This window comes from Micromonospora sp. NPDC050695, from assembly GCF_040654415.1.
Lineage (GTDB): Bacteria > Actinomycetota > Actinomycetes > Mycobacteriales > Micromonosporaceae > Micromonospora.
This window is the reverse complement of the sequence record NZ_JBFAHZ010000018.1, coordinates 103,648-122,194: the sequence shown is the minus strand read 5'-3', so window position 1 is coordinate 122,194 and position 18,547 is coordinate 103,648. Positions and strand designations below refer to the sequence as shown.

The following is an 18,547-nucleotide window of genomic DNA, read 5'->3' as shown; positions in this document are numbered from 1 at the left end:
AGCCCTGGAGGCGGTTGCGGCGATCCCCGCTGAGGCACGGCGGCGGGCCCACGCTACCGCCAGGCAGGCCGGCCGCATGGGATTCCACCGAGGTCTGGGCGGCCGGTAGTAGCGCTTGGCGTTGTTTTCGGTCTGGAAACTACGGACGGGCCGTTACGGCTGCACCAGCATCAACCCGGAGCCCTGGTTGAGCAGGCCAGCTACCTGCACGACCGCACCGGCGGCATGATCGGCAGCCTCGACCAGCTCATCCACGAAGCCGCCAACGACGCCATCGCCGACGGCACCGAGAAGATCACCAAAGCCCATCTCGACGCGGTCATCCTCGACGTCGCCGCTCAAACCCAGTTCACCCCGCCTCGCCAACGCCGGCGATCGGAGGCGCGGTGAAGCTCTGGCAAATGCCCGTCCACCAGCTGCCGATCCGAGTCCGTCCGGTCCTCGGCGAAACAGTGCTGTCCTACGTCTTCCGCCTGGCCCACGCCAACGATCTCGACCGGCCCACCCTTCTACTGCGGGCGCTCGGCCGTCCCAATGCCGCGGTCACCCGGTTCGCGCTGGACCGAGACTACGAAGTCAGCCTCAACGAACTCGCACTGCGCCGATTGGAGACCGTCACCGGGCGGTCATCCGAACAACTCCGCGCCGCGCTGACGAACCTGCACCGCATCTCCGCTACACCAGAGGACAACCCCACGATCTGGCTCTACAAAGGCCATGACCTGCTCAACCACTGCGATCACTGCGTCGCCCGGATCCCCGGCAAACCCACGATCCGGGTCCACAGGTTGCTCTTCCCGCAGCTCTGTCAGCGCCACCGCCGCTGGCTCGATCCCGCAACAGCGGGAATCCCCCGACAGGTCAACCTCAGCAACACCCCAGAGATCGTCACCGCTCACCGGCGTTACAGCCAGCTCCGGGCAGCCAACCGCGACCATCATTGGACCCACATCCAACTACGCCAAGCCACCTGGATCGCCATGGACTGGGCCAGACACAGCAAATACCGTGCCCGCCCCCTCCACGACCGATGGCAGACCCGGGCGGACGCCCTCGGCATCGGCCACGGCCCCTACAACCCCACCCCGTTGCTGGTCTTTCCCGAAGCCGTCGCCCTCGCAGAAGTACTCAGTGACCTCAACTGGCGCCGCCACGTCGCCATGGTCCACCGCGACTCCGACATGGACCGCTTCTTCCGCCACGTCGCCATGGTCCACCGCGACTCCGACATGGACCGCTTCTTCCGCCACGTCGCCCAGCGGATGAACCAGCCGGCCACCTTCGCCGACTGGCTGACCAGCGCATACCTGCTCCACAACTCGCCCAACCGCAACCACCGCATACGCCGCCCGCTGCCGGGATGGATCAACCAACTGCGTCACAAGCATCTGGAGCTTCGCACCGAATTCTGGCAACAGCACTTCGCCAGCCACGCCACAAGCACACCCTTTCCGGAAATCCGCCACTTCAAGTGAGAGACAATGACCAGTGACCACACCACACCCGAATGGCGAACCGCAGGTCAGACCGACTCATCCTCGCCACCTCGAACGAGAAGCGACAGCTTCCTCAGGAGTTGACCGAGGAGCGCGCCACGTCCTCGTCACCGAGGTCGGGGTCACGTCGCTGGACCAGACGGGACCGTCGACGCAGCACCGCGCATCGCGAGCTCGTCGCCGGAAGGTCGCCCCTGATAGCGGCCTACCACGTACCGGGCCGCGTCCTAATCCTCCGGCTCCCAGGCGATCAGCTGGTCGAAGACGCGCCGGTCGCCGTCGAGTTGCAGCGAGTCCATCGGCATGCGGCCGTAGCAGAACATGACCAGCTCATTGGCCGTGCCCCGGGCGGAGACATAGGCCACCTCCGGGCCCTCGGCGGCGACCGGCGTGGGGAGGCGGGCGGCCCGGGCGCCGTCGGCGGAGAACCAGAGCCGCCAGGAGCGGCCCTCGGTGGCGTGGTAGTCGACGACCGCGGGCTTGTGCGGCCACGCGGACGTCGTTGCGACGCAGGTGGTCACGAACTCGTCGACACCGTCGAGGGCCACCTCGTCCGGCAGCGGCTGCGGGGCACCCACGGCGACCTGGGCGTCGTAGGTGTGCACGGCGACCTGCTGAAGCTGGTGCCGGGCGACGGCACCAGTCGTCTGCGGTGACTGCGACGAACCCCACCACGTCCAGCAACCACGATCCGGGCCGGCCTCCCGCAGCGCGTTCAGCAGCTCCTCCGTCGACGCGGCGAACCAGGCCAGCAGGGCGTCACGCTCCCGGGGCGCCATCGGGGCCGACCAGGCCGGCGGAGCGTCGGCGGGCCCTGCGGCCACGATGGCGGCCCACCTGCGGCGCCCCTCGCCCAGGTGCTGCACCAGGTCGAACAACGTCCACTCAGGGCAGGTCGGCACCCGTACGTCGAGGCTGGGTGCTGCGGCGACCGCCGCCCGGAACGCGGTCGATCGGTCGTCCATCAGCCGCAACAGGTCGGCGAACTCCAGAGACCTTTCCACCGCGGCTTTCTACCACCCCGCTTCGACAACCGGCATCGGGTTTTCCCCACCCAGGGTCTCGGGGACCTCCAGCCAGGTCCCGCAACCGCAGGGGCACCTCGACGGTGCAGCCCCGATCACCTGGCCTGGAGGTCAGCCGGCGAGCTGGTCGCGGCGGCGGGTGAGGTAGGCCCGCTCGGCGGGGTTGGCGGCCAGGTCGATGGCCTGGTCGTACGCCGCTCGCGAGTCACCGCTGCGCCCGAGTCGCCGCAACAGGTCGGCGCGCGCGGCGTGATACGCGTGGTAGCCGGCGAGGGCCTCGGCGAGCCGGTCGATCTCGGCGAGCCCGACTGTCGGGCCGTCGACCTCGGCGACCGCCACCGCCCGGTTGAGCCGCACGATCGGCGAGGGGTCGAGCAGCACCAGGCGGCCGTAGAGCGCGACGATCGTGGACCAGTCGGTGTCACGGGCGCAGGGAGCGTCCATGTGGACCGTGGTGATCGCGGCCTGCAGCTGGTAGCGCCCGGGCGGGTCACCGCCGGCCGCCACCGCCTCGACCCGCTCGCGGATCAGTGCTCTGCCCTCGGCGATGAGGGCCCGGTCCCAGGCCCCGCGGTCCTGTTCGTCGAGGGTCACCAACTCCCCGGTACGGGACACCCGCGCCGGCCGCCGGGCGTCCGTGAGGAGCATCAGGGCGAGCAGGCCGGTCACCTCACCGTCGCCCGGGAGGAGAGTGCGGAGCAGGCGGCCGAGCCGGATCGCCTCGTCGGTCAGGTCGACACGCACCGCTTCGCCGCCGGCACTGGCGAGATAGCCCTCATTGAAGACGAGGTAGACGACCGCGAGCACGCCGGCGAGTCGCTCGTGGATGTCGTCGGCCCGGGGCACCCGGTAGGGAATGCGGGCCGCCGTGATCTTTGCCTTGGCGCGGGTGATCCGTCGCGCCATCGTCGTCTCCTGCACCAGGAAGGCGCGGGCGATCTCGGCAACGGTGAGACCGCCGAGCAGACGCAGGGTGAGCGCCACCCGAGCCTCCAGCGCGAGCGCGGGGTGGCAGCAGATGAAGACCAGCCGGAGCCGGTCATCCTCGACCGGACCGGTCGTCCCGGGAGGGCTGTCGTCGTACACGATCTGTGCCGCCCGGTGCTTGGCGTCGCGCTGCGACTCGCGGCGGAGCCGATCGATCGCCTTGCGGATCGCGGTGGTGGCGAGCCACCCGCCAGGATTGGGGGGTACGCCCATCGCGGGCCACCGCTCCGCGGCCGCCGCGAACGCCTCGGCCGTCGCCTCCTCGGTGACGTCGAGGTCACCGAAGCGGCGCGCGAGGCGGGCGACCAGCCGCGCCCACTCCTCTCGGTGGGCGCGGCTGATCGCCTGCTCGACGATGGGGCCGATCGGGGCTCCCGCCCGGACGTCGCCCGCCGCGCTCACTTGTGCCCGGGACGGGGGAACCGGTGAACCTCCTGCGGCCAGTCGAGCGCGGTCGCGATCCTGCCGGCCCAGTACCGCGCCGCCGCGTCGTCGGGCACGTCCACCACGGCAAAGCCGCCGAGGTGCTCCTTGGTTTCGACGTACGGGCCGTCGATGAAGACGGGCTTGCCGTCCACCGACTCGACACTGCAGAGCGCGGTCGACCGGTCGAGCGCGCCGTTGGTGAAGATCAGGACACCCTCGGCTCGCATCTCCGCGATCACCGCCCTGCTGGCCACGCCCTTTTCGCGGAGTTCCTCCGCCGTGTGCGGGGGCACCCACTCGTCGTTGAAAGTGATCAGGTACTCCGTCACCGTCGTCTCCTCTCAGTCCCCGGACGAGGGCCTTGCCAACTCCTCGCACACGGCGGCCCGACCGGCCGCCACACACCAGGTCCACGAACGGCTGTGCCCGAACACGACACCATCCCGGCAACTCTTCTGCACGGCAGCCAGCCCCGGGGCGGGCTACGGGCGGGTCAGCGATCGGCCGAGCCACTCGGCCATCAGCGCGCGTTCGGCGTCGCTGAGCCCCGGCAGGTCGGGCACCACCGTCGCGAAGGTCACCGCGATCGCGTTCGTGCTCGTGTCGGGTGTCGCCGGAGCGGTCGCCAGGACGCCGCCGAGCACGGCATCGAACATAGCGTCACCGAGACCGGGATCGCGCTGGTCGGCGGGCATGCCCAGGAGGGCGAGGATGGTTCCGTTGCCCGCGGCGTGGATCATCATGAGCGCGCGCTGCTCGTCGACGCGGAGCAGGCCGGCCGCGGCGAGTCGTCGTACGCGGGCACGGAGCACCGCCATGCCCGCGACGACCGCCGGCGAGGGCGCGCCGCGTCCTCGCGTAGCGATGAGCGCGTACAGCTCGGGGTTTGCCAACCCGAACTCCAGGTGCGTCCGCCACCCGGAGCGCAGATCCGCCATCGGGTCGCCGTCCGCGGCTTCCGCCACGGCCGACTTGCTGCTGACGTAGGTGGACATGACGTGCTCGGCGACGGCGTCGATGAGGCCGTCCTTGTCACCGAACAACCGGTAGATGGTCGGCGCCTGCACGCCCGCCGCCTCGGCGACGGCGCGCGTCGTCACCGCGTTCGCGCCCTTGTCGCGCAGCAGCCGGGTGGCTGCCGCGATGATGCCGGACCGGACGTCGTCCCGGGATGCGGTGTCCTGCGCCGTGGCCATGAACCAATGCTAACAGCATCTTGTTATCCACGAATTATCGGTGCTAACGTTCTAGCTGTATCGCCGATAACAGCAGGGAGTGCGTCATGATCGTCGTCACCGGTGCCACTGGTCAGCTCGGATCCCAGATCGTCGACCGGCTACTCGAACGGGTACCCGCCAGCGAGGTGGGTGTGAGCGTGCGCGATGTCGGCAAGGCCGCCGGCCTGGCCGAACGCGGCGTGCGGGTACGTGCGGGAGACTTCACCGACCCGAGCACGCTGACGCACGCCTTCGACGGAGCCGACAAGGTCCTCGTCGTGTCCGCCTCCATCCGTGGCAGCGGCGCGGTCGCCGCGAACCGCGCCGCCATCGACGCCGCCCACGCCGCGGGCGCCAAGCGGATCCTGTACACCAGTCACCAGGCCGCCTCCAGAGACTCACTCTTCCCCGCCCAGCTCACGCACGCCGCGACCGAGGAGCACCTGGCCGGTCTCGGGGTGCCCTTCACCGCCCTCCGCAACGGGTTCTACGCCAACACCCTGAGCCTCTCCATCGCAGGAGCACTCGAAACCGGACAGTTGGTGGCGCCGTCGGACGGCCCGGTCTCCTGGACCGCGCACGCCGACCTGGCCGAGGCCGCAGCCATCGCCCTCACCGAGGACGTCCTCGACGGGGTCACGGCTGCGCTGACCGCACCGGAGATGCTCGACCTCGCAGCGGTGGCGGGCATCCTCACCGAGATCACCGGACGCGCCATCACCCGAGTGGTCCTCGACGACGAGGAGTGGAAGGCTGCCGCCGTCGTCCGTGGCATGCCCGCGGCGGCAGCCGACTTCACCCTCGGCATGTACCGCGCGGCGCGACGCGGAGAGTTCGCCGTGACGGACCCGACGTTGGAAACCCTCATCGGTCACCGGCCGGCATCCGCCCGCTCGGTGCTGAAGGCCATCGTCGCCCACGCCTGAGGCGTCCCGGCGGTACGTCCCTCGGTTGACCGTCGACCTGGTCGAGGCCCGAACATCGGCGGCATGAACGAGCCGACATCAGACCCGACCATGACCCGCATCGGTGCGGCGGTGCAGCTCGGCCGATCGGGGCAGAAGGCCCTCGCCCGGGACACCCTCACCGCCCTGTGGGACGAGATCGGTGCCGACGGCGACGCCTTGCACCGCTGCACCCTCGCCCACTACCTCGCCGACCTGCAGGACAGCACCGAAGCGGAGTTGAGCTGGGACGAGCGTGCCCTGGCGGCCGCGTCCGACCTGACCGACGAACGGGCTCAGCACCAGCTGTCCTCGCTCCGGGTCCAGGCGTTCCTGCCGTCTCTGCACCTCAACCTGGCCGACTGCCACCGGCGTCTGGGCAACACCGCACTCGCCATCGAGCACCTGTCCCGGGCGCGCGAGCATCTCGGGCATCTGCCGGACGACCCGTACGGCGAGGCGATCCGCACCGCCATCCGCGACTTCCGGGTGGACGACCCGACCGACCTGCGGAGGTAGGGCAGGCCGACCGCGGGCGCGCCGGCGCTGAGCTGGGCGCGCCCGCGGACCGAGGCAGGTCAGCGCAGCATCGCCCGGGTCATCCGGCGGGTGGCGACGTACGTGGCGATCGAGCCGAACGCGACGAGGTAGACCACCGGGATCAGCAGGTCCCAGCCGAGGTGGCCCAACGCGGGCTCCCGGACCAGCTCGATGCTGTGGTAGAGCGGCAGCGCCCGGATCAGGGGCTGCACCGCCGCCGGATAGACCGACAGGGGGTAGAACGTCGTCGCGAACAGGTACATCGGCAGCATGACGAGCTGGATGTACTGGAAGTCGGGGAAGTCGCGCAGGTACGTCGTGACGGCCAGCCCGCCAGCGGCAAAGGCGTACGCGATCAGCACCGACGCCGGTAGGGCCAGCAGCAGTTGCCGGAGCAGCGGATTGCCGAGATCACGCCGGCACCGCTCCAGCCGCTTGGCGCGGATGAGTTCGGCGGCCGTCGCCGACTCCCCTTCGAAGAGACGGTGCAGCGACCGCAGCGAGATGTGGTGGGCGGCGGCGATGCTCCGAGGGCTGAGCTCGTCACTGCCAAGATGGCGGTCGATGAAGTCGACGACGCGGGCTCGCAGCGCGGCCTGCCGGGTCTGCGGCGACAGGGTGCCCTCGATGTCGAGCTGCTGAGCGAGGACGGCAGTGAGCAGGTCCAGAGCCACCCGGCCCAGGGCCTCGGCCTCGGGCGGCTGGTACTGCTCCGGATGCGCCGCGATGCTGCGCAGGTGGTGAGCCAACAGCCCGCCGACGCCGAGGTGCGCCGGCATCGGCACGGCCAGCAGTCGGCGCAGCCGGTCCGGCGCGACGGGCAGCGCCGCGCGCGGTATCTGCACGGTGATCGTCGCGGCGAGTCCGGGACCGTCGGCGCTGTGCCGGGCGATGTGGGGCCGGGCGGTGTCCAGAAGCGTGAAGTGGGTGACGGCCTCCAGAGCGGACTCGTTGCGGTCCTGGGTCAGCACACTGCGCCCCGTCAGCGGCAGCGCCAGCTGATACACGTCGGCCTCGGCTCGGCGGACCAGCTGCGAGGGTCGAGTCGAATCCAGCGACGGGTACCGCAACGACGTCAGCCGGATCCGGCCGAGATCGATGGCCCGGGCGTACCCGACGAAGTTGTCCAGGTGGGCGCTGGTGATGTGCGCCGGCGCCGTCTCCCGAGCGACCAGGGCGTACCAGAAGTCGAACCTCTCCGCGGGCGGCAACACCGTCGTGTCCACCAGCAGGTTGGGCAACACTATGCTGACCTCCCCCAGGTACGAGGGAGGATTCTCGCATGCTTCGATCTGTCCTGCCCAGCACAGCGTTCCCGACGCGTACCGGTGCCACCTCGCGAGTTGGCGGGTGGCAGCGGTGATCGGCACCGACCTGCTCGCGGCGGCCGACGAGATGACCCGGACGCTGATGCCGCACCGCGAACGAGACTGGTCCGTGCCCGCCGGCACGCTGACGTGGAGCTGCTGGACCACCGCCGCGCACGTCGCGCACGACCTCCTCGCGTACGCGGGCCAGGTCACCGGCCGCCCGGATGACAGCTACCTGCCGTACGACCTGCGGGTCTCCCCCGCCGCGAGCCCGGCGCAGACCCTCGCCGTGGTGCGGGCCTGCGCTGGTCTGCTCGCCGTCGCCGTCGACGCCGCCGGACCGGACGTGCGGGCCTGGCACTACGGCCCCTGCGACCCGGCCGGGTTCGCCGCGATGGGTGTGGCCGAGACCCTGCTGCACACCCACGACATCACCCTCGGCCTCGACGTGCCCTGGCAGCCGCCGCAGCGGCTGAGCGCGCTGGTGCTGCGGAGACTCTTCCCGGACGCTCCGGCCGGGGCGGCTCCCGAGGTGCTGCTCTGGATGACCGGCCGCGGCGAACTGCCCGGCCGGGCGAGGCGCACATCCTGGACCTGGCGGGCCGCGGTGGACTGACACGCACCGGCGGCGAGGGGGTGGGTGGTCGCCTCCCCCCGGGCGACCACCCACGCTAGAGCGTCACGGTCAGGTCCAGCTGATGCCACGGTTGCGAACGCTGCGCATGCCCTTCCCCTCTCCCCTCGGTGACGGCCCCCGTGCCCGCCAGGTGACCTCAGCGTCGGTCGCGCCCGGCCGCGGCGGTAGGGGTGTCGGCGTTCGGAGTCGTTCGGGCTTGTACGGCCGGGGACTCGAACGGCACGGGTGCGTGGGCAGGTCGCCGCCACAGCGGCACGAGCGCGAGGACCGCCACCGCGCCCGACAGTCCGCTGAACCCGATCACCGTGGTGGCCGGCCAACGGTCGGCGGCCAGACCCGCCAGGACCATCGCCGTCCCCTGCAGCCCGCTGAGACCGGTGATGGCCACCCCGAAGGCGTGTCCCCGGTACCGCGTCGGCACCGCCCGGCCGAACAACGCGTTCAGGGGGATGGCGAAGGCGCTCGCGGCACCGGCCAGCACCAACAGCAGGAGCATCATCCACAGCGGAGGGACGAGCCAGGTCAGCGCCAGTACCCCGGCCGACATCGCGGCCAGCGGCAGGATGAGCCGGGGTCGGGCCGCCGGCGCACAGAGCCGGGTGAGCGCGACCCCGCCGAGGGACATCCCCAACGGCGCCGCCGACAGCAACAGTCCGACGGTGCCGGCGCCGCCGCCGTACTGTCGGGCCAGCGGTGCCATCGACCCCTCGGCGGCGTAGGTGAAGGCGCTGGCCGTCCACAGGACGAGAACGTAGGACCGCAGCCGGGAATCAGCGAAGATCACCCGTAGACCGTCCGCCCGGCCGTGGCCGGTCGGGCTCGACGATGGCCGAGGCGCGGGTCGGGACCGCACGCCGATCCCGATCAGGAGTGCCGAGACCAGAAACGTGCCGGCGTCCACCAGCAGGGCACCGCGCAGCGACAGCAGCGCCACCAGACTCCCCCCGACGGCGAAGCCGACCACCTGCACGACCTGGGCGCAGATGTTGTCCACGCCGTTGGCCACCGCGTAGCGGTCGCCGTCGAGCACGTCCGGCATCAGCGCCGCCCGCGCCGCCACGAACGGCGGTCGCATCAGGTTGACCACGAAGAGGAGCACCACCAGGGCCGGCGCGGGCAGGTCCGGCAGCGCCGCCAGCGGGATGAGCGCCGCGCGACCACAGTCGCACGCGATCATCACGCTTCGCCCGGGGAACCGGACAGCAGCGGTCCGCCCGTGAGCCAGGCCAGATAGGAACTGGCGTAGTCGGCCGCCGCCAGTGCGGCCGAGCCGGTTTCGCTGAAGACGAGATACGCCACGGTCACGGCCGTGAGCTGGTCGCCGGCCAGGGACAGCAGGTACGCCCCGAACAGGTGGCGGTATTCGCGCACCGCGAACACCTCGGCGTACGTCGCGGTGCGCTCGGTCACGTCGCCCCGTCTCCTCCCGCGCCGGCTCTCGTCCGGGCGCTCGGCCCAGACCGTAACCGCGTTCGCGCCGTCGGGCGGGCGAGCAGGCGTTCGGAGCTGTTCGGATCCGTTCGCGGCGGGTTCGGACGGCCGGCGGGGAGGTGTCGTGCCGCCCGGCTAACCGGCGTCGAGCGTGTGCCGGTGACCGTCGAGCGGGAAGGGCGGCCGGGCCGGCACGAGCTCCTGGAACACGAAGCCAGACTTCTGTGCCACCCGGCAGGACGCGACATTGTCCACCTGGTGCAGCAGGTCCAGACGCGCCACGTCGGGGAACCGGTCGAACGCCCAGCGACTCAGTGCGGTGACCGCGCGCGGGGCGACACCGCGACCACGTGCCCACGGCGCCGTCCAGTAGCCGACCTCCGGGACCGGACGCTGCGGCGTGATCCCCTTGAGCACCACGTTGGCCACCAGCCGGGGCCCGTCGGTCTGCTCCTCGAGCACGGCGAAGGTGTACCGCCGGCCGTCGTCCCAGTCCTGCCGCGCGCGGTCAAGCCACCGTCGTCCCTCGGCGAGGCTGGTCACCGGCACCGAGGTCCACCGGCGCAGCACCGGGTCCCGGTACGCGTCCAGCAGCGCCCGCAGATCATCGTCTCGCCACGGTCGCAGGGTGAGGTCCGGCGTCGCGGAGATGCCCGACGCCCGCAGCTCGATCATCATCCGCACAGTCTGCCGGTGGCGTACCCGACCGGCCAGCCCGCTCAGCGCGGCCGGCGCCGCCACGGCAGCCACCAGGTGCGGCGGGACCGGCGCGCGGCGGCGGCGGTCACCGGCTCGGTCGTGGGGGTGACGGTGCGGGGCGGTGTGTGCTCGGCACGCCAGCGGCGGACCACGTCCTCGGTGTTCACCGGACGCACCGTCACCCGGGGTCCGTCGTCGGGAAAGCGCAGCCACGCCACGATCTGCGCGTTCAGCTGCCCCACGAAGTCGCGGACGGCCTGTTCGGTGGGCAGGTCACGGACCTCGTCGGGGACCTGCTCGACGCGTCGGCGCAGTTGCAGCGAGGTGGGCAGCAGCAGGTCGCTGGACAGTGCCTCGCGCTCCAGGAAGCTCTTGATCCACCACGCCTCGTCGTACGGCATCCCGCGCCCGGGGATCGGCTTGCCCATGCCGGGCAGGTTGTCGAACTCGCCGCGCTGCACGGCGTCCTGGATCTTCGCCTCCACGGACGCTTCCCATGCCTCGGTCACCGTGCGGCACCTCCCTGGCCACCGTAACGCGCCACCTCCGGCCGGCGACGCGTACCCGCAAGGGGTCAGCGCGCCCGCGACGGTGACCATTCCCGCCGCAGGTCCCGGGCTCTCACCGCACCCGAGCGGAGCACGCTGGGCCGCGGGCCACGGCCTGCCGGGTGGACCTGGACCGGGATGTTCATCCTGATTGCGGTCGGTGTGGGGACTATCGAACGGGAGACGCGTGATGGTGGGTCCGGGTGCGCTGCTGGGCATCGCGTTGGTGGCTGGTGCTCACGCCCGGCCCGACCATGGTCTACCTGGTGTCCCGTTCGGTGGCGCAGGGCCGCCGGGCCGGTCGCCGCGACCTGACCCGGCGCTCACCGCCCCCGGTGGCGACGCAGCATCCCGGCGGCCAGCGGTGCGGCGTCCAGGTCGCCGGCGGTGAGCCGGGCGGCGAGGGTACGGCGCACCATCCGGTCGGCCAGCGCCGGCGCGTGCCGGGCCACCGCCATCTCCAGTCGTCCACGCCGGGTGGTCGCCACGTCCCGGGGCGCGCGGCGGGCGGTGGCGGCCCGCAGGATCGCCGTGACCACCCCGTCGACGGGTTCCGGGCGGGACACCCCGCGCAGGGACAGGCCGGCCGCGGCGGTGCTGTCGTGGATCGGGGAGGCGACCATGCTCGGGTAGACGACGCTCACCCCGACGTGGGTGCCCACCTCGTGGCGCAGCGCGTCGGCGTACGCGACCAGGGCCCGCTTGCTGACTCCGTACGCGGCGGCGAGCGGCAGGGGCAGCACCGCCATCCGGCTCGACACGAAGATCACCCGCCCGCGTGCCGCGACCAGCGGGGGCAGCGCGGCGGCGGTGGTCCGCCAGGCGGCGAGCAGGTTGACCTCCAGCTGCTGGCGGACCACCTCGTCGGGCGGCAGTTCGGCGGGCGCGGGGCCGCCGACCCCGGCGTTGTTGATGAGCAGGTCCAGCCCACCGAGCCGCTCGACCGCGGACCGGACCGCCGCGGGCACGGCCGCCGGGTCGGTCAGGTCGCAGCCGAGCACCGGCGGGTCGTCGGCGGGGTGCAGGTCGAGCCCGACGACCCGGGCGCCGCCGGCGCGCAGGGCGGCGCCGAGGTGCCGGCCGAACGTGCCGCTCGCCCCGGTGACCAGCACCCGCCGGCCGGTCAGACCGGTCACCGCCCGGCACCGGTCGACGCGTTCGGGCGGGCGCGGCGGGCGCCCGAGGCCAGCTCCCGGGTCAGCTCGGCCAGGTAGGCGTCGAAGTCCACCCGCATCGCCGGCCGGCGCTGGCCCCAGCGGGCCGTCGCCGCGCGCAGCTCCGCTCGGCAGGCGGCGCGCTGCCGCGCCGGCTCGGGCAGCGCGTACCGGCCGGCGAGCTGCGCGGCGATCAGTTTGGCCTGCGCCTCCACCAGGGGGAACGCGGAACCGGTGGACTGCATCAGACCGACGAACGTCAGGCCGGGCGCGTCGGGGTGGAACACGTGCCGGTACAGCGGCACAGTGTCGGCGCCGCCGCCGAGCAGTTCCGGGTCGAGAAACGGGATCTCCACCCGGTAACCGGTGCACCAGACGATCAGGTCGACGTGGTCGCTGCGCCCGTCGGTGAACTCGACCCGGTCGCCGTCGAGCGCGGCGACGCCGGGCCGCGCCTCGATGTCGCCGTGGGTGAGCCGGGACAGCAGCCCGTCGGAGAGCGTCGGATGGTCCTGCAGGAAGCCGTGCGTCGGCGCGGGCAGGCCGTAGCGGGTGGGGCTGCCGACGGTCGCGGTGAGCATCGTCTGACTGATGCGCTGGCGCAGTCGCCACGGCAGCCGGCGGGCCAGCGCGCCGTTGAGGGTGTCCGAGGGGCGGCCCAGCAGGTACTTGGGCACCACCCAGACGCCGCGGCGCAGCGACAGCAGGGTGCGCCCGGCGGCGTACGAGGCGTCGACGGCGATGTCCATCGCGGAGTTGCCACCTCCGACGACCAGGACCCGTTTGCCGGCCAACTGCTCGGGGCCGCGGTAGTCGTGGCTGTGCAGCTGCTCGGCGGTGCAGGTGCCGGCGTACGGCGGGTGGGGCAGCCGGGGCACCCGGTTGTGGCCGTTGGCGACGACGACGGCGTCGACGGTGACCTCGACGGGCCCGTCCGGTCCACTCGCGCGCACCGTCCACCGGCCGGCGGGATCCCGGGTGACCCGCTCGACGGTGTGTCGCAGGCGGATGCTGTCGTGCAGGGCGAAGCGGTCGGCGTAGTCGGCCAGGTAGCCGGCGACGCGACGGTGGTCGGGGTAGTCGGGCCAGTCACCGGGCATCGGGTGGTCGGCGAACTCGGTGCGGCCACGGCTGGTGTTCAGGTGCAGGGTGCGGTACGCGGGCGAGTCGGGCGCGCCGTACACCCACAGGCCGCCGACCTGGTCGGTGGCCTCGAAGCAGACCGTCGGCCGGCCGGCGTCGCGCAGTGCCTTGACGGCGGCCAGCCCGGCCGCGCCGGCGCCGATCACCGCCACCTGAGGTGGTACGCCCATTGCCGCCCCCACTAATCCAACGTCCGATGGATAATCGTCGCGTGGTGGCGGCCCGTCAAGGGGCCGGGGTTCCGTACAGCCCGTCCAGCAGGCGGTGCACGAACACCCGGAACTCGCGCCGCTCCCGGGCGCCCGGCGCTCCGGCGGCCAGCGCCACCACGTGCCCGTGCGTCGCCCACACCAGACTGCGCACGGTGATGTGCGGGGTCGGCTCGGCCAGCGCGCCGGCCGACGCGGCGGCGGTGAGCAGTTCCGCCACCAGCCGGTACAGCGGTTCGGCGTAGCGCTGGTCGAGGTCGGCGTGCCGCTGCGGTTCCAGCCAGCGGCGCAGCCACAACGCGGTGGTCTCCGGCCGGTCCTCGAGGAAGTCGACGAAGACGTCGACCAGATCGTGCAGGGCCCGTCGCGCGGCGTCCGGGCCGGCGTCCAACGCGCGGCGGGCCTGCTCGGCGGCCTCGGTCAGCACCTCCCGTTCGGCGGCGAACACCCGCGCGAAGCAGGCGTCGTAGAGCGCTGCCTTCGTACCCGTGTGGTGGGCGACCGTGGCCACGTCGACGCCGGCGGCGGCGGCGACCTCCCGCAGCCCGACGGCGTCGAAGCCACGTTCGGCGAACAGCACGGTGGCCGCGTTGAGCACGACCTCGCGCGTCGGTCGGGTCTCGTCGCGCCGGGGCCGACCGGGACGGCGGCGGGGCATGGTCATGGCCGCCATTCTGCCCCTAGAATCCAGCAACCGTTGGATTGCGGAGAGGAAGCGGCGATGACCGGGCTCGACCGGCGGCCCGCGGCCGCCACCGACACGCGGCTGCCCCGTGGCCCCCTGGCGGGGTTCGCCGCCGGCTCGATCGGCATGGGCGTCTGGGTGACCGTGCCCGGCCTGCTGCTGCTCTACTTCCTGACCGACGTGCTGGCCGTCGGGCCGTGGCTGGCCGGCCTCGCGCTGCTGTTGCCGAAGATCGCCGACGTGCTGCTGCACCCTTGGGTCGGGCACCGCGCCGACGTCGAACAGGCCCGCCGGGGCGACCGGCGGCGGTTGCTGCTGCTCGGCTGCGTGTTGCCGGTCGTGTTCGCCGCGCTGTTCGCGGTGCCCGGCGGCCTGACCGGCGCGTCGGCCGCCGGGTGGGTGGCGGTGTTCTTCGTCGCCGGCAACCTGCTCTTCGCCGCCTACCAGGTCCCCTACCTGTCCACCCCGGCCGACCTGCGGATCGGCTACCACGAACGCACCCGGCTGATGGCGTTCCGGATGGTCGTGCTGACCCTGGGCATCCTGCTCTCCGGGCTGCTGGCCCCGCTGCTCACCGGCGGGGACGCCGCGACCCGCGCCGGATACCAGCGGATGGGGCTGGTCCTCGCCGTCGGGATGCTGGTCGCCATGCTGATCGGCGTGGCCGGCATCGCCCGGCTGCGCGCCGGGGCGGCGGACCCCGCCCCAGCGGGGCACGGCGGGTGGCGGGCGCTGCGCACGGCGCTGCGCGACCGGCAGTTCCGCTGGCTCGTCGCCGCCTACCTGGCCATGTCCACCACCAACCACCTGGTGCTGGCCGGGGTGCCCTACTACGCCGAGTACGAGTTGCGCGCGCCCGGACTGACCACGGTGCTGGTGGCCGCGTTCGTCGCCCCGGCGCTGCTGGTCACCCCGGGGTGGCTGGTGCTGGCCCGCCGCGTCGGCAAGCAGCGGGCGCTGCTCGGCGCGCAGGGCGCGTTCGCGCTCGGCTCGGTGGTGCTGGCGGTGGGCCGCCCGGCCGGGCTGGCGGTGCTCATCGGCGCCGTGGCGGTGCTCGGGGTGGCCTTCGCCGGCATGCAGCTGCTGCCGTTCTCGATGCTGCCCGACGTGATCCGCGCCGCCGACACCAGCGCCGCCGACACCGGCGCGACCGGCGCGGGCACCTACACCGGGGTGTGGACGGCCACCGAGGCGACCGGCGCAGCCCTGGGCCCGTACGCGTACGCCCTGTGCCTGACCATCGGCGGTTTCGTGGCCTCGACGGCCGGTGAGTCGCCGACGCAGCCGGACGCGGCGCTCGCGGCGGTCCGCTACGGGTTCGGCCTGCTGCCGGCGGTGGCGATGCTCGCGGCGCTGCTGCTGCAACGCCGCTACACCCTGGACGCGACGGCCCGGGCCACCAGCTGAACGGCCGGCACTAGACTTCGCCCTCGATGGACGCGCAGCTCACCCCCGCCGAGACCCGTCCGTGTGCCCACTGTGGACGGCCGGTGGCGCAGCGTGTCGGCGCCGGTCGGCCGTTTCGCTACTGCCGGGACAACGACGGCGCCTGCCAACGCGCGTCGCGCAACAGCCGGATGCGCCACCGCAACGCCCCCGGCCTGCCCGGGCAGGTGGCCCGCACGTGGGAGGCCGTGGACCGGCTCGACCAGATCGTCGAGACGTTGACCGAGGCGCTGCACGCCGAACTGTCCCCGGTGGGGGTGCAGCGACAACTCGCACAGGCCCGCGCCGAGGCGACCACCGAGATCGCGGCGGCGCAGACCGAACGCGACGAGGCCCGCGACGACGCCGAGACCGCCGCGGCCGACGCGGCGCGGGCGCGGGAGCAGGCCCGTACCGCCCGGGTCGAGGCCGACGACGCCCGCCAGCGCGCCGAGCGGGCCGGGCAGCAGGTCACCGCCGCCGACGAGCGGGCCCGGCTCGCCGAGGCGGCCCGGGACGAGGCCCGCCGCGACGCCAGCGCGGCGCAGGCGCTGCGCGCCCAGGCCGAACTCGATCGGGACCAGGCCCGCCGCGACGCGGACGAGCTGCGGGTGGCACGCGACGCCGAGCGGCAGCGGGCGGCCGATCTGAGCGTCGACCGGGACGCGGCGCGCGCCGACGCCGAGCGGGCCACCCGGGCCGCCGCTGAGGCCACCGAGCGGGCCGGGCGGTGGCAGACCGAGGTGCAGGACGTCCGTCGCCAGATCGACCAGGCCCGCGCCGACGCCGCGCGGACCCGCACCGAGGCCGCCGACGCGGCCCGCGCCCGCGAGCAGGCCGAACGCGCCCGTGACCGCGCGCAGGTCGCCGCCGACCAGGCCGACACGGCCCGTCAGGAGGCCGCCGAACTGGCCGTGCGGCTGCGCGCGGAGCTGACCGCCACCCTCGCGCACCGCGACGCGCTGACCGCCGAGCTGACCGCCGCCCGGCACGCCGCGGCCACCGCCGAGGGCCAGGTCAGCACCCTGACGGTACGACTGGACGCCGCCGAAGCCGACCGGGACGTGGCCCAGCGGCAGGTGGCGCAGCTCGGTGACCAGGTCAGCGACCTGGCGCTGGCGTTGGCCCGCCTCGGCGCCGCCACGCCCGACGACGCCACCGGCTGACCGCCGGGCCGGTCAGTGGATGCCGGCCATCAACGCGCGGATGTGTCGGGCGAACATCACCGCGCCCACCCCGAACGCCACCGACGCCAGGCCGAAGGTGAGGAAGTAGGTCGACTCGGACCAGGTCTGCGCGAGCCGGGCCACCTGACCGCCGATGGCGTCGCCGACGGCGGTGGCGAGGAACCACAGCCCGAGCATCTGACTGGCGTACTTCACCGGCGCGAGCTTCGTGGTGGCGGACAGGCCGACGGGGCTCAGCGACAGCTCACCGGCGACCTGGATGGCGTACACCGCGACCAGCCACCACGGCGACACCCGCTCGCCGCCGACGGCGGCCTGCGCCGCGGCGGCCATCAGCACGAACGACAGGCCGTTGAGGATGAGCCCGACGGCGAACTTCACCGGGGTGGACACCCGGTTGCCGGCGCGCAGCCACAGCAGCGCGAACAGCGGCGCGCCGATGATGATCAGGATCGGGTTGACCGACTGCAACCACGACGCGGGGAAGGTGAACCCGGCGACGTCCCGGTCGGTGCGGTCGGCGGCGAAGATGTTCAGCACCGAGCCGGCCTGGTCGTAGATCAGCCAGAACGCGGCGGCGAACACGAACAGCCACAGGTACGCCCTCATCCGCAGACGTTCGGTCGTGCTGAGCTCCCGGTCGGTCATGATCCGGGCGAAGTAGCCGATGGCGACGAGCACGGTGACCGCGGTGAGCACGTTCACCACCGTGTTGACGGTGAACAGCCCGAGCAGGGCGAGGACGGCCACGACGACGAGCAGCGCCACCAGCGCCAGGCCGGCCCGGGTCAGCGCCCGCCGGCGGTCGGCGCCGAGCAGCGGGTCGGCCGGCCGGTCCCCCGTGTCGCCCAGGTTGCGCCGGCCCAGCACGTACTGGATCACGCCGGCGGTCATGCCGACCGCGGCCACGGCGAACCCCAGATGCCAGTTGATCTTTTCGCCGAGGAAGCCGGTGATCAGTGGGGCGAGGAACGCGCCCAGGTTGATGCCCATGTAGAAGATCGAGAAGCCGGCGTCGCGGCGCGGGGAGTCCCGGTCGTACAGGGCGCCGACCATCGTCGAGATGTTCGGTTTGAGCAGCCCGGTGCCCAGCACGATGAGCGTCATCCCGGCGAACACGCTCCACCGCACCGGCACCGCCATCACGTAGTGCCCGGCGGCGATCACCACCCCGCCCCACAGCACGCTGCGGCGGGCGCCGATCAGCCGGTCGGCGACCCACCCGCCGGGCAGCGCCAGCAGGTACACCATCGCGTTGTACGTGCCGTAGACCGCGTTGGCGCTGGCCTCGCCCAGCCCCAACCCGTCGTCGGAGACCTCGGCCGTGAGATACAGCACGAGGATCGCCCGCATCCCGTAGAAGCTGAACCGCTCCCACATCTCGGTGAGGAAGAGCGTCGCCAGGGCCCGGGGATGCCCGAAGAACGTGCGCCCGGTTGCGGCTCGGCGTTCGACCGGGACGTCCTGGGCCATCGCAACCTCCA

The 18,547-nt window shown here is 72.8% G+C and carries 20 protein-coding genes and 1 pseudogene; 7 read left to right on the top strand and 14 right to left on the bottom strand.

What is annotated here, in order from left to right; translation table 11 throughout:
• Positions 1-153: 153 nt before the first annotated feature.
• Positions 154-342, bottom strand: a complete 189-nt coding sequence (locus AB0H52_RS16745) for a hypothetical protein (protein WP_192580406.1) — start codon at positions 340-342, stop codon at positions 154-156.
• Positions 343-386: 44 nt separating this feature from the next.
• Here AB0H52_RS16745 and AB0H52_RS16740 point away from each other — a divergent pair, with 44 nt between their 5' ends.
• Entirely contained in the window at positions 387-1,475 is a 1,089-nt protein-coding gene (locus AB0H52_RS16740; RefSeq protein ID WP_225854694.1) for a TniQ family protein, read from the top strand.
• A gap of 248 nt (positions 1,476-1,723) precedes the next feature.
• On the opposite strand, the gene AB0H52_RS16735 is transcribed toward AB0H52_RS16740, so the two are convergent.
• The 4 genes from AB0H52_RS16735 to AB0H52_RS16720 all read right to left on the bottom strand — a co-directional run bounded on the left by AB0H52_RS16735 (position 1,724) and on the right by AB0H52_RS16720 (position 5,130).
• Positions 1,724-2,500 (bottom strand): maleylpyruvate isomerase family mycothiol-dependent enzyme, encoded by a 777-nt coding sequence (locus tag AB0H52_RS16735; RefSeq protein ID WP_151491778.1) that lies wholly within the window; start codon positions 2,498-2,500, stop codon positions 1,724-1,726.
• A gap of 132 nt (positions 2,501-2,632) precedes the next feature.
• Positions 2,633-3,910 carry a DUF6596 domain-containing protein gene (locus AB0H52_RS16730; RefSeq protein ID WP_225854693.1) on the bottom strand — a complete coding sequence of 426 codons (1,278 nt, stop codon included), beginning with the start codon at positions 3,908-3,910 and terminating at the stop codon, positions 2,633-2,635.
• A complete protein-coding gene (locus AB0H52_RS16725; protein ID WP_151491777.1) occupies positions 3,907-4,263 on the bottom strand; it encodes a YciI family protein in 357 nt (118 codons plus the stop codon). The genes AB0H52_RS16730 and AB0H52_RS16725 overlap by 4 nt, the downstream gene beginning before the upstream one ends.
• A gap of 153 nt (positions 4,264-4,416) precedes the next feature.
• Complete coding sequence (locus tag AB0H52_RS16720) at positions 4,417-5,130, bottom strand: TetR/AcrR family transcriptional regulator (RefSeq protein WP_357948304.1); 714 nt, start codon at positions 5,128-5,130, stop codon at positions 4,417-4,419.
• An 86-nt stretch (positions 5,131-5,216) separates the two neighbouring features.
• On the opposite strand from AB0H52_RS16720, the gene AB0H52_RS16715 reads away from it, so the two are divergent.
• Together AB0H52_RS16715 and AB0H52_RS16710 are read left to right on the top strand one after the other, a co-directional pair.
• The gene (locus tag AB0H52_RS16715; protein WP_151491775.1) at positions 5,217-6,077 is read left to right on the top strand and encodes an NmrA family NAD(P)-binding protein; all 861 of its coding nucleotides are present in this window, start codon (positions 5,217-5,219) and stop codon (positions 6,075-6,077) included.
• Positions 6,078-6,140: 63 nt separating this feature from the next.
• Positions 6,141-6,614, top strand: coding sequence for a hypothetical protein (locus AB0H52_RS16710; protein ID WP_151491774.1), 474 nt, complete (start codon positions 6,141-6,143; stop codon positions 6,612-6,614).
• A gap of 59 nt (positions 6,615-6,673) precedes the next feature.
• On the opposite strand, the gene AB0H52_RS16705 is transcribed toward AB0H52_RS16710, so the two are convergent.
• Positions 6,674-7,879: an ABC transporter permease gene (locus AB0H52_RS16705; protein ID WP_192580405.1), complete on the bottom strand. Its 1,206-nt coding sequence runs from the start codon at positions 7,877-7,879 to the stop codon at positions 6,674-6,676.
• Between the two features lie 106 nt (positions 7,880-7,985).
• Here AB0H52_RS16705 and AB0H52_RS16700 point away from each other — a divergent pair, with 106 nt between their 5' ends.
• Positions 7,986-8,561, top strand: a complete 576-nt coding sequence (locus AB0H52_RS16700; RefSeq protein ID WP_357948300.1) for a maleylpyruvate isomerase N-terminal domain-containing protein — start codon at positions 7,986-7,988, stop codon at positions 8,559-8,561.
• Between the two features lie 157 nt (positions 8,562-8,718).
• Here the strand turns inward: AB0H52_RS16700 and AB0H52_RS16695 are convergent, their stop codons facing one another.
• The 4 genes from AB0H52_RS16695 to AB0H52_RS16680 all read right to left on the bottom strand — a co-directional run bounded on the left by AB0H52_RS16695 (position 8,719) and on the right by AB0H52_RS16680 (position 11,221).
• Complete coding sequence (locus AB0H52_RS16695) at positions 8,719-9,759, bottom strand: MFS transporter (RefSeq protein ID WP_151491771.1); 1,041 nt, start codon at positions 9,757-9,759, stop codon at positions 8,719-8,721.
• On the bottom strand, positions 9,759-9,992 hold the full coding sequence (locus AB0H52_RS16690) for a hypothetical protein (RefSeq protein WP_151491770.1): 234 nt from the start codon (positions 9,990-9,992) through the stop codon (positions 9,759-9,761). Before AB0H52_RS16690 ends, AB0H52_RS16695 begins: the two co-directional genes overlap by 1 nt.
• A 156-nt stretch (positions 9,993-10,148) precedes the next feature.
• The gene (locus AB0H52_RS16685; protein WP_357948295.1) at positions 10,149-10,754 is read right to left on the bottom strand and encodes a GNAT family N-acetyltransferase; all 606 of its coding nucleotides are present in this window, start codon (positions 10,752-10,754) and stop codon (positions 10,149-10,151) included.
• The gene (locus tag AB0H52_RS16680; RefSeq protein ID WP_151491769.1) at positions 10,733-11,221 is read right to left on the bottom strand and encodes a DUF1992 domain-containing protein; all 489 of its coding nucleotides are present in this window, start codon (positions 11,219-11,221) and stop codon (positions 10,733-10,735) included. Before AB0H52_RS16680 ends, AB0H52_RS16685 begins: the two co-directional genes overlap by 22 nt.
• Before the next feature lie 229 nt (positions 11,222-11,450).
• Here AB0H52_RS16680 and AB0H52_RS16675 point away from each other — a divergent pair.
• Positions 11,451-11,562 (top strand): annotated as a pseudogene (locus AB0H52_RS16675) (LysE family translocator); the annotation flags it as partial.
• Between the two features lie 21 nt (positions 11,563-11,583).
• Here the strand turns inward: AB0H52_RS16675 and AB0H52_RS16670 are convergent.
• The 3 genes from AB0H52_RS16670 to AB0H52_RS16660 are packed head-to-tail and all read right to left on the bottom strand — an operon-like array spanning position 11,584 to position 14,430.
• A complete protein-coding gene (locus AB0H52_RS16670; protein ID WP_151491768.1) occupies positions 11,584-12,396 on the bottom strand; it encodes an SDR family NAD(P)-dependent oxidoreductase in 813 nt (270 codons plus the stop codon).
• Complete coding sequence (locus AB0H52_RS16665) at positions 12,393-13,727, bottom strand: NAD(P)-binding domain-containing protein (protein WP_357948291.1); 1,335 nt, start codon at positions 13,725-13,727, stop codon at positions 12,393-12,395. Before AB0H52_RS16665 ends, AB0H52_RS16670 begins: the two co-directional genes overlap by 4 nt.
• A 55-nt stretch (positions 13,728-13,782) precedes the next feature.
• The gene (locus tag AB0H52_RS16660) at positions 13,783-14,430 is read right to left on the bottom strand and encodes a TetR/AcrR family transcriptional regulator (protein ID WP_357948288.1); all 648 of its coding nucleotides are present in this window, start codon (positions 14,428-14,430) and stop codon (positions 13,783-13,785) included.
• A 57-nt stretch (positions 14,431-14,487) separates the two neighbouring features.
• Between AB0H52_RS16660 and AB0H52_RS16655 the strand changes: the two genes are divergently transcribed.
• Both AB0H52_RS16655 and AB0H52_RS16650 read left to right on the top strand, forming a co-directional pair.
• A complete protein-coding gene (locus AB0H52_RS16655; RefSeq protein ID WP_357948285.1) occupies positions 14,488-15,858 on the top strand; it encodes an MFS transporter in 1,371 nt (456 codons plus the stop codon).
• 26 nt (positions 15,859-15,884) lie between these two features.
• Positions 15,885-17,042: a hypothetical protein gene (locus AB0H52_RS16650; protein ID WP_357948282.1), complete on the top strand. Its 1,158-nt coding sequence runs from the start codon at positions 15,885-15,887 to the stop codon at positions 17,040-17,042.
• 12 nt (positions 17,043-17,054) lie between these two features.
• Here AB0H52_RS16650 and AB0H52_RS16645 read toward each other — a convergent pair whose 3' ends face one another.
• Positions 17,055-18,536 carry a peptide MFS transporter gene (locus tag AB0H52_RS16645; protein ID WP_151490059.1) on the bottom strand — a complete coding sequence of 494 codons (1,482 nt, stop codon included), beginning with the start codon at positions 18,534-18,536 and terminating at the stop codon, positions 17,055-17,057.
• Positions 18,537-18,547 lie beyond the last annotated feature (11 nt).

Excerpts from the sequence above, each read along its gene's own strand:
- AB0H52_RS16720 (WP_357948304.1), bottom strand. The coding sequence starts at position 5,130 with ATGGCCACGGCGCAGGACACCGCATCCCGGGACGACGTCCGGTCCGGC.
- AB0H52_RS16715 (WP_151491775.1), top strand. The coding sequence starts at position 5,217 with ATGATCGTCGTCACCGGTGCCACTGGTCAGCTCGGATCCCAGATCGTC.
- AB0H52_RS16710 (WP_151491774.1), top strand. The coding sequence starts at position 6,141 with ATGAACGAGCCGACATCAGACCCGACCATGACCCGCATCGGTGCGGCG.
- AB0H52_RS16695 (WP_151491771.1), bottom strand. The coding sequence starts at position 9,759 with ATGATCGCGTGCGACTGTGGTCGCGCGGCGCTCATCCCGCTGGCGGCG.
- AB0H52_RS16665 (WP_357948291.1), bottom strand. The coding sequence starts at position 13,727 with ATGGGCGTACCACCTCAGGTGGCGGTGATCGGCGCCGGCGCGGCCGGG.
- AB0H52_RS16660 (WP_357948288.1), bottom strand. The coding sequence starts at position 14,430 with ATGACCATGCCCCGCCGCCGTCCCGGTCGGCCCCGGCGCGACGAGACC.
- AB0H52_RS16655 (WP_357948285.1), top strand. The coding sequence starts at position 14,488 with ATGACCGGGCTCGACCGGCGGCCCGCGGCCGCCACCGACACGCGGCTG.
- AB0H52_RS16650 (WP_357948282.1), top strand. The coding sequence starts at position 15,885 with ATGGACGCGCAGCTCACCCCCGCCGAGACCCGTCCGTGTGCCCACTGT.
- AB0H52_RS16645 (WP_151490059.1), bottom strand. The coding sequence starts at position 18,536 with ATGGCCCAGGACGTCCCGGTCGAACGCCGAGCCGCAACCGGGCGCACG.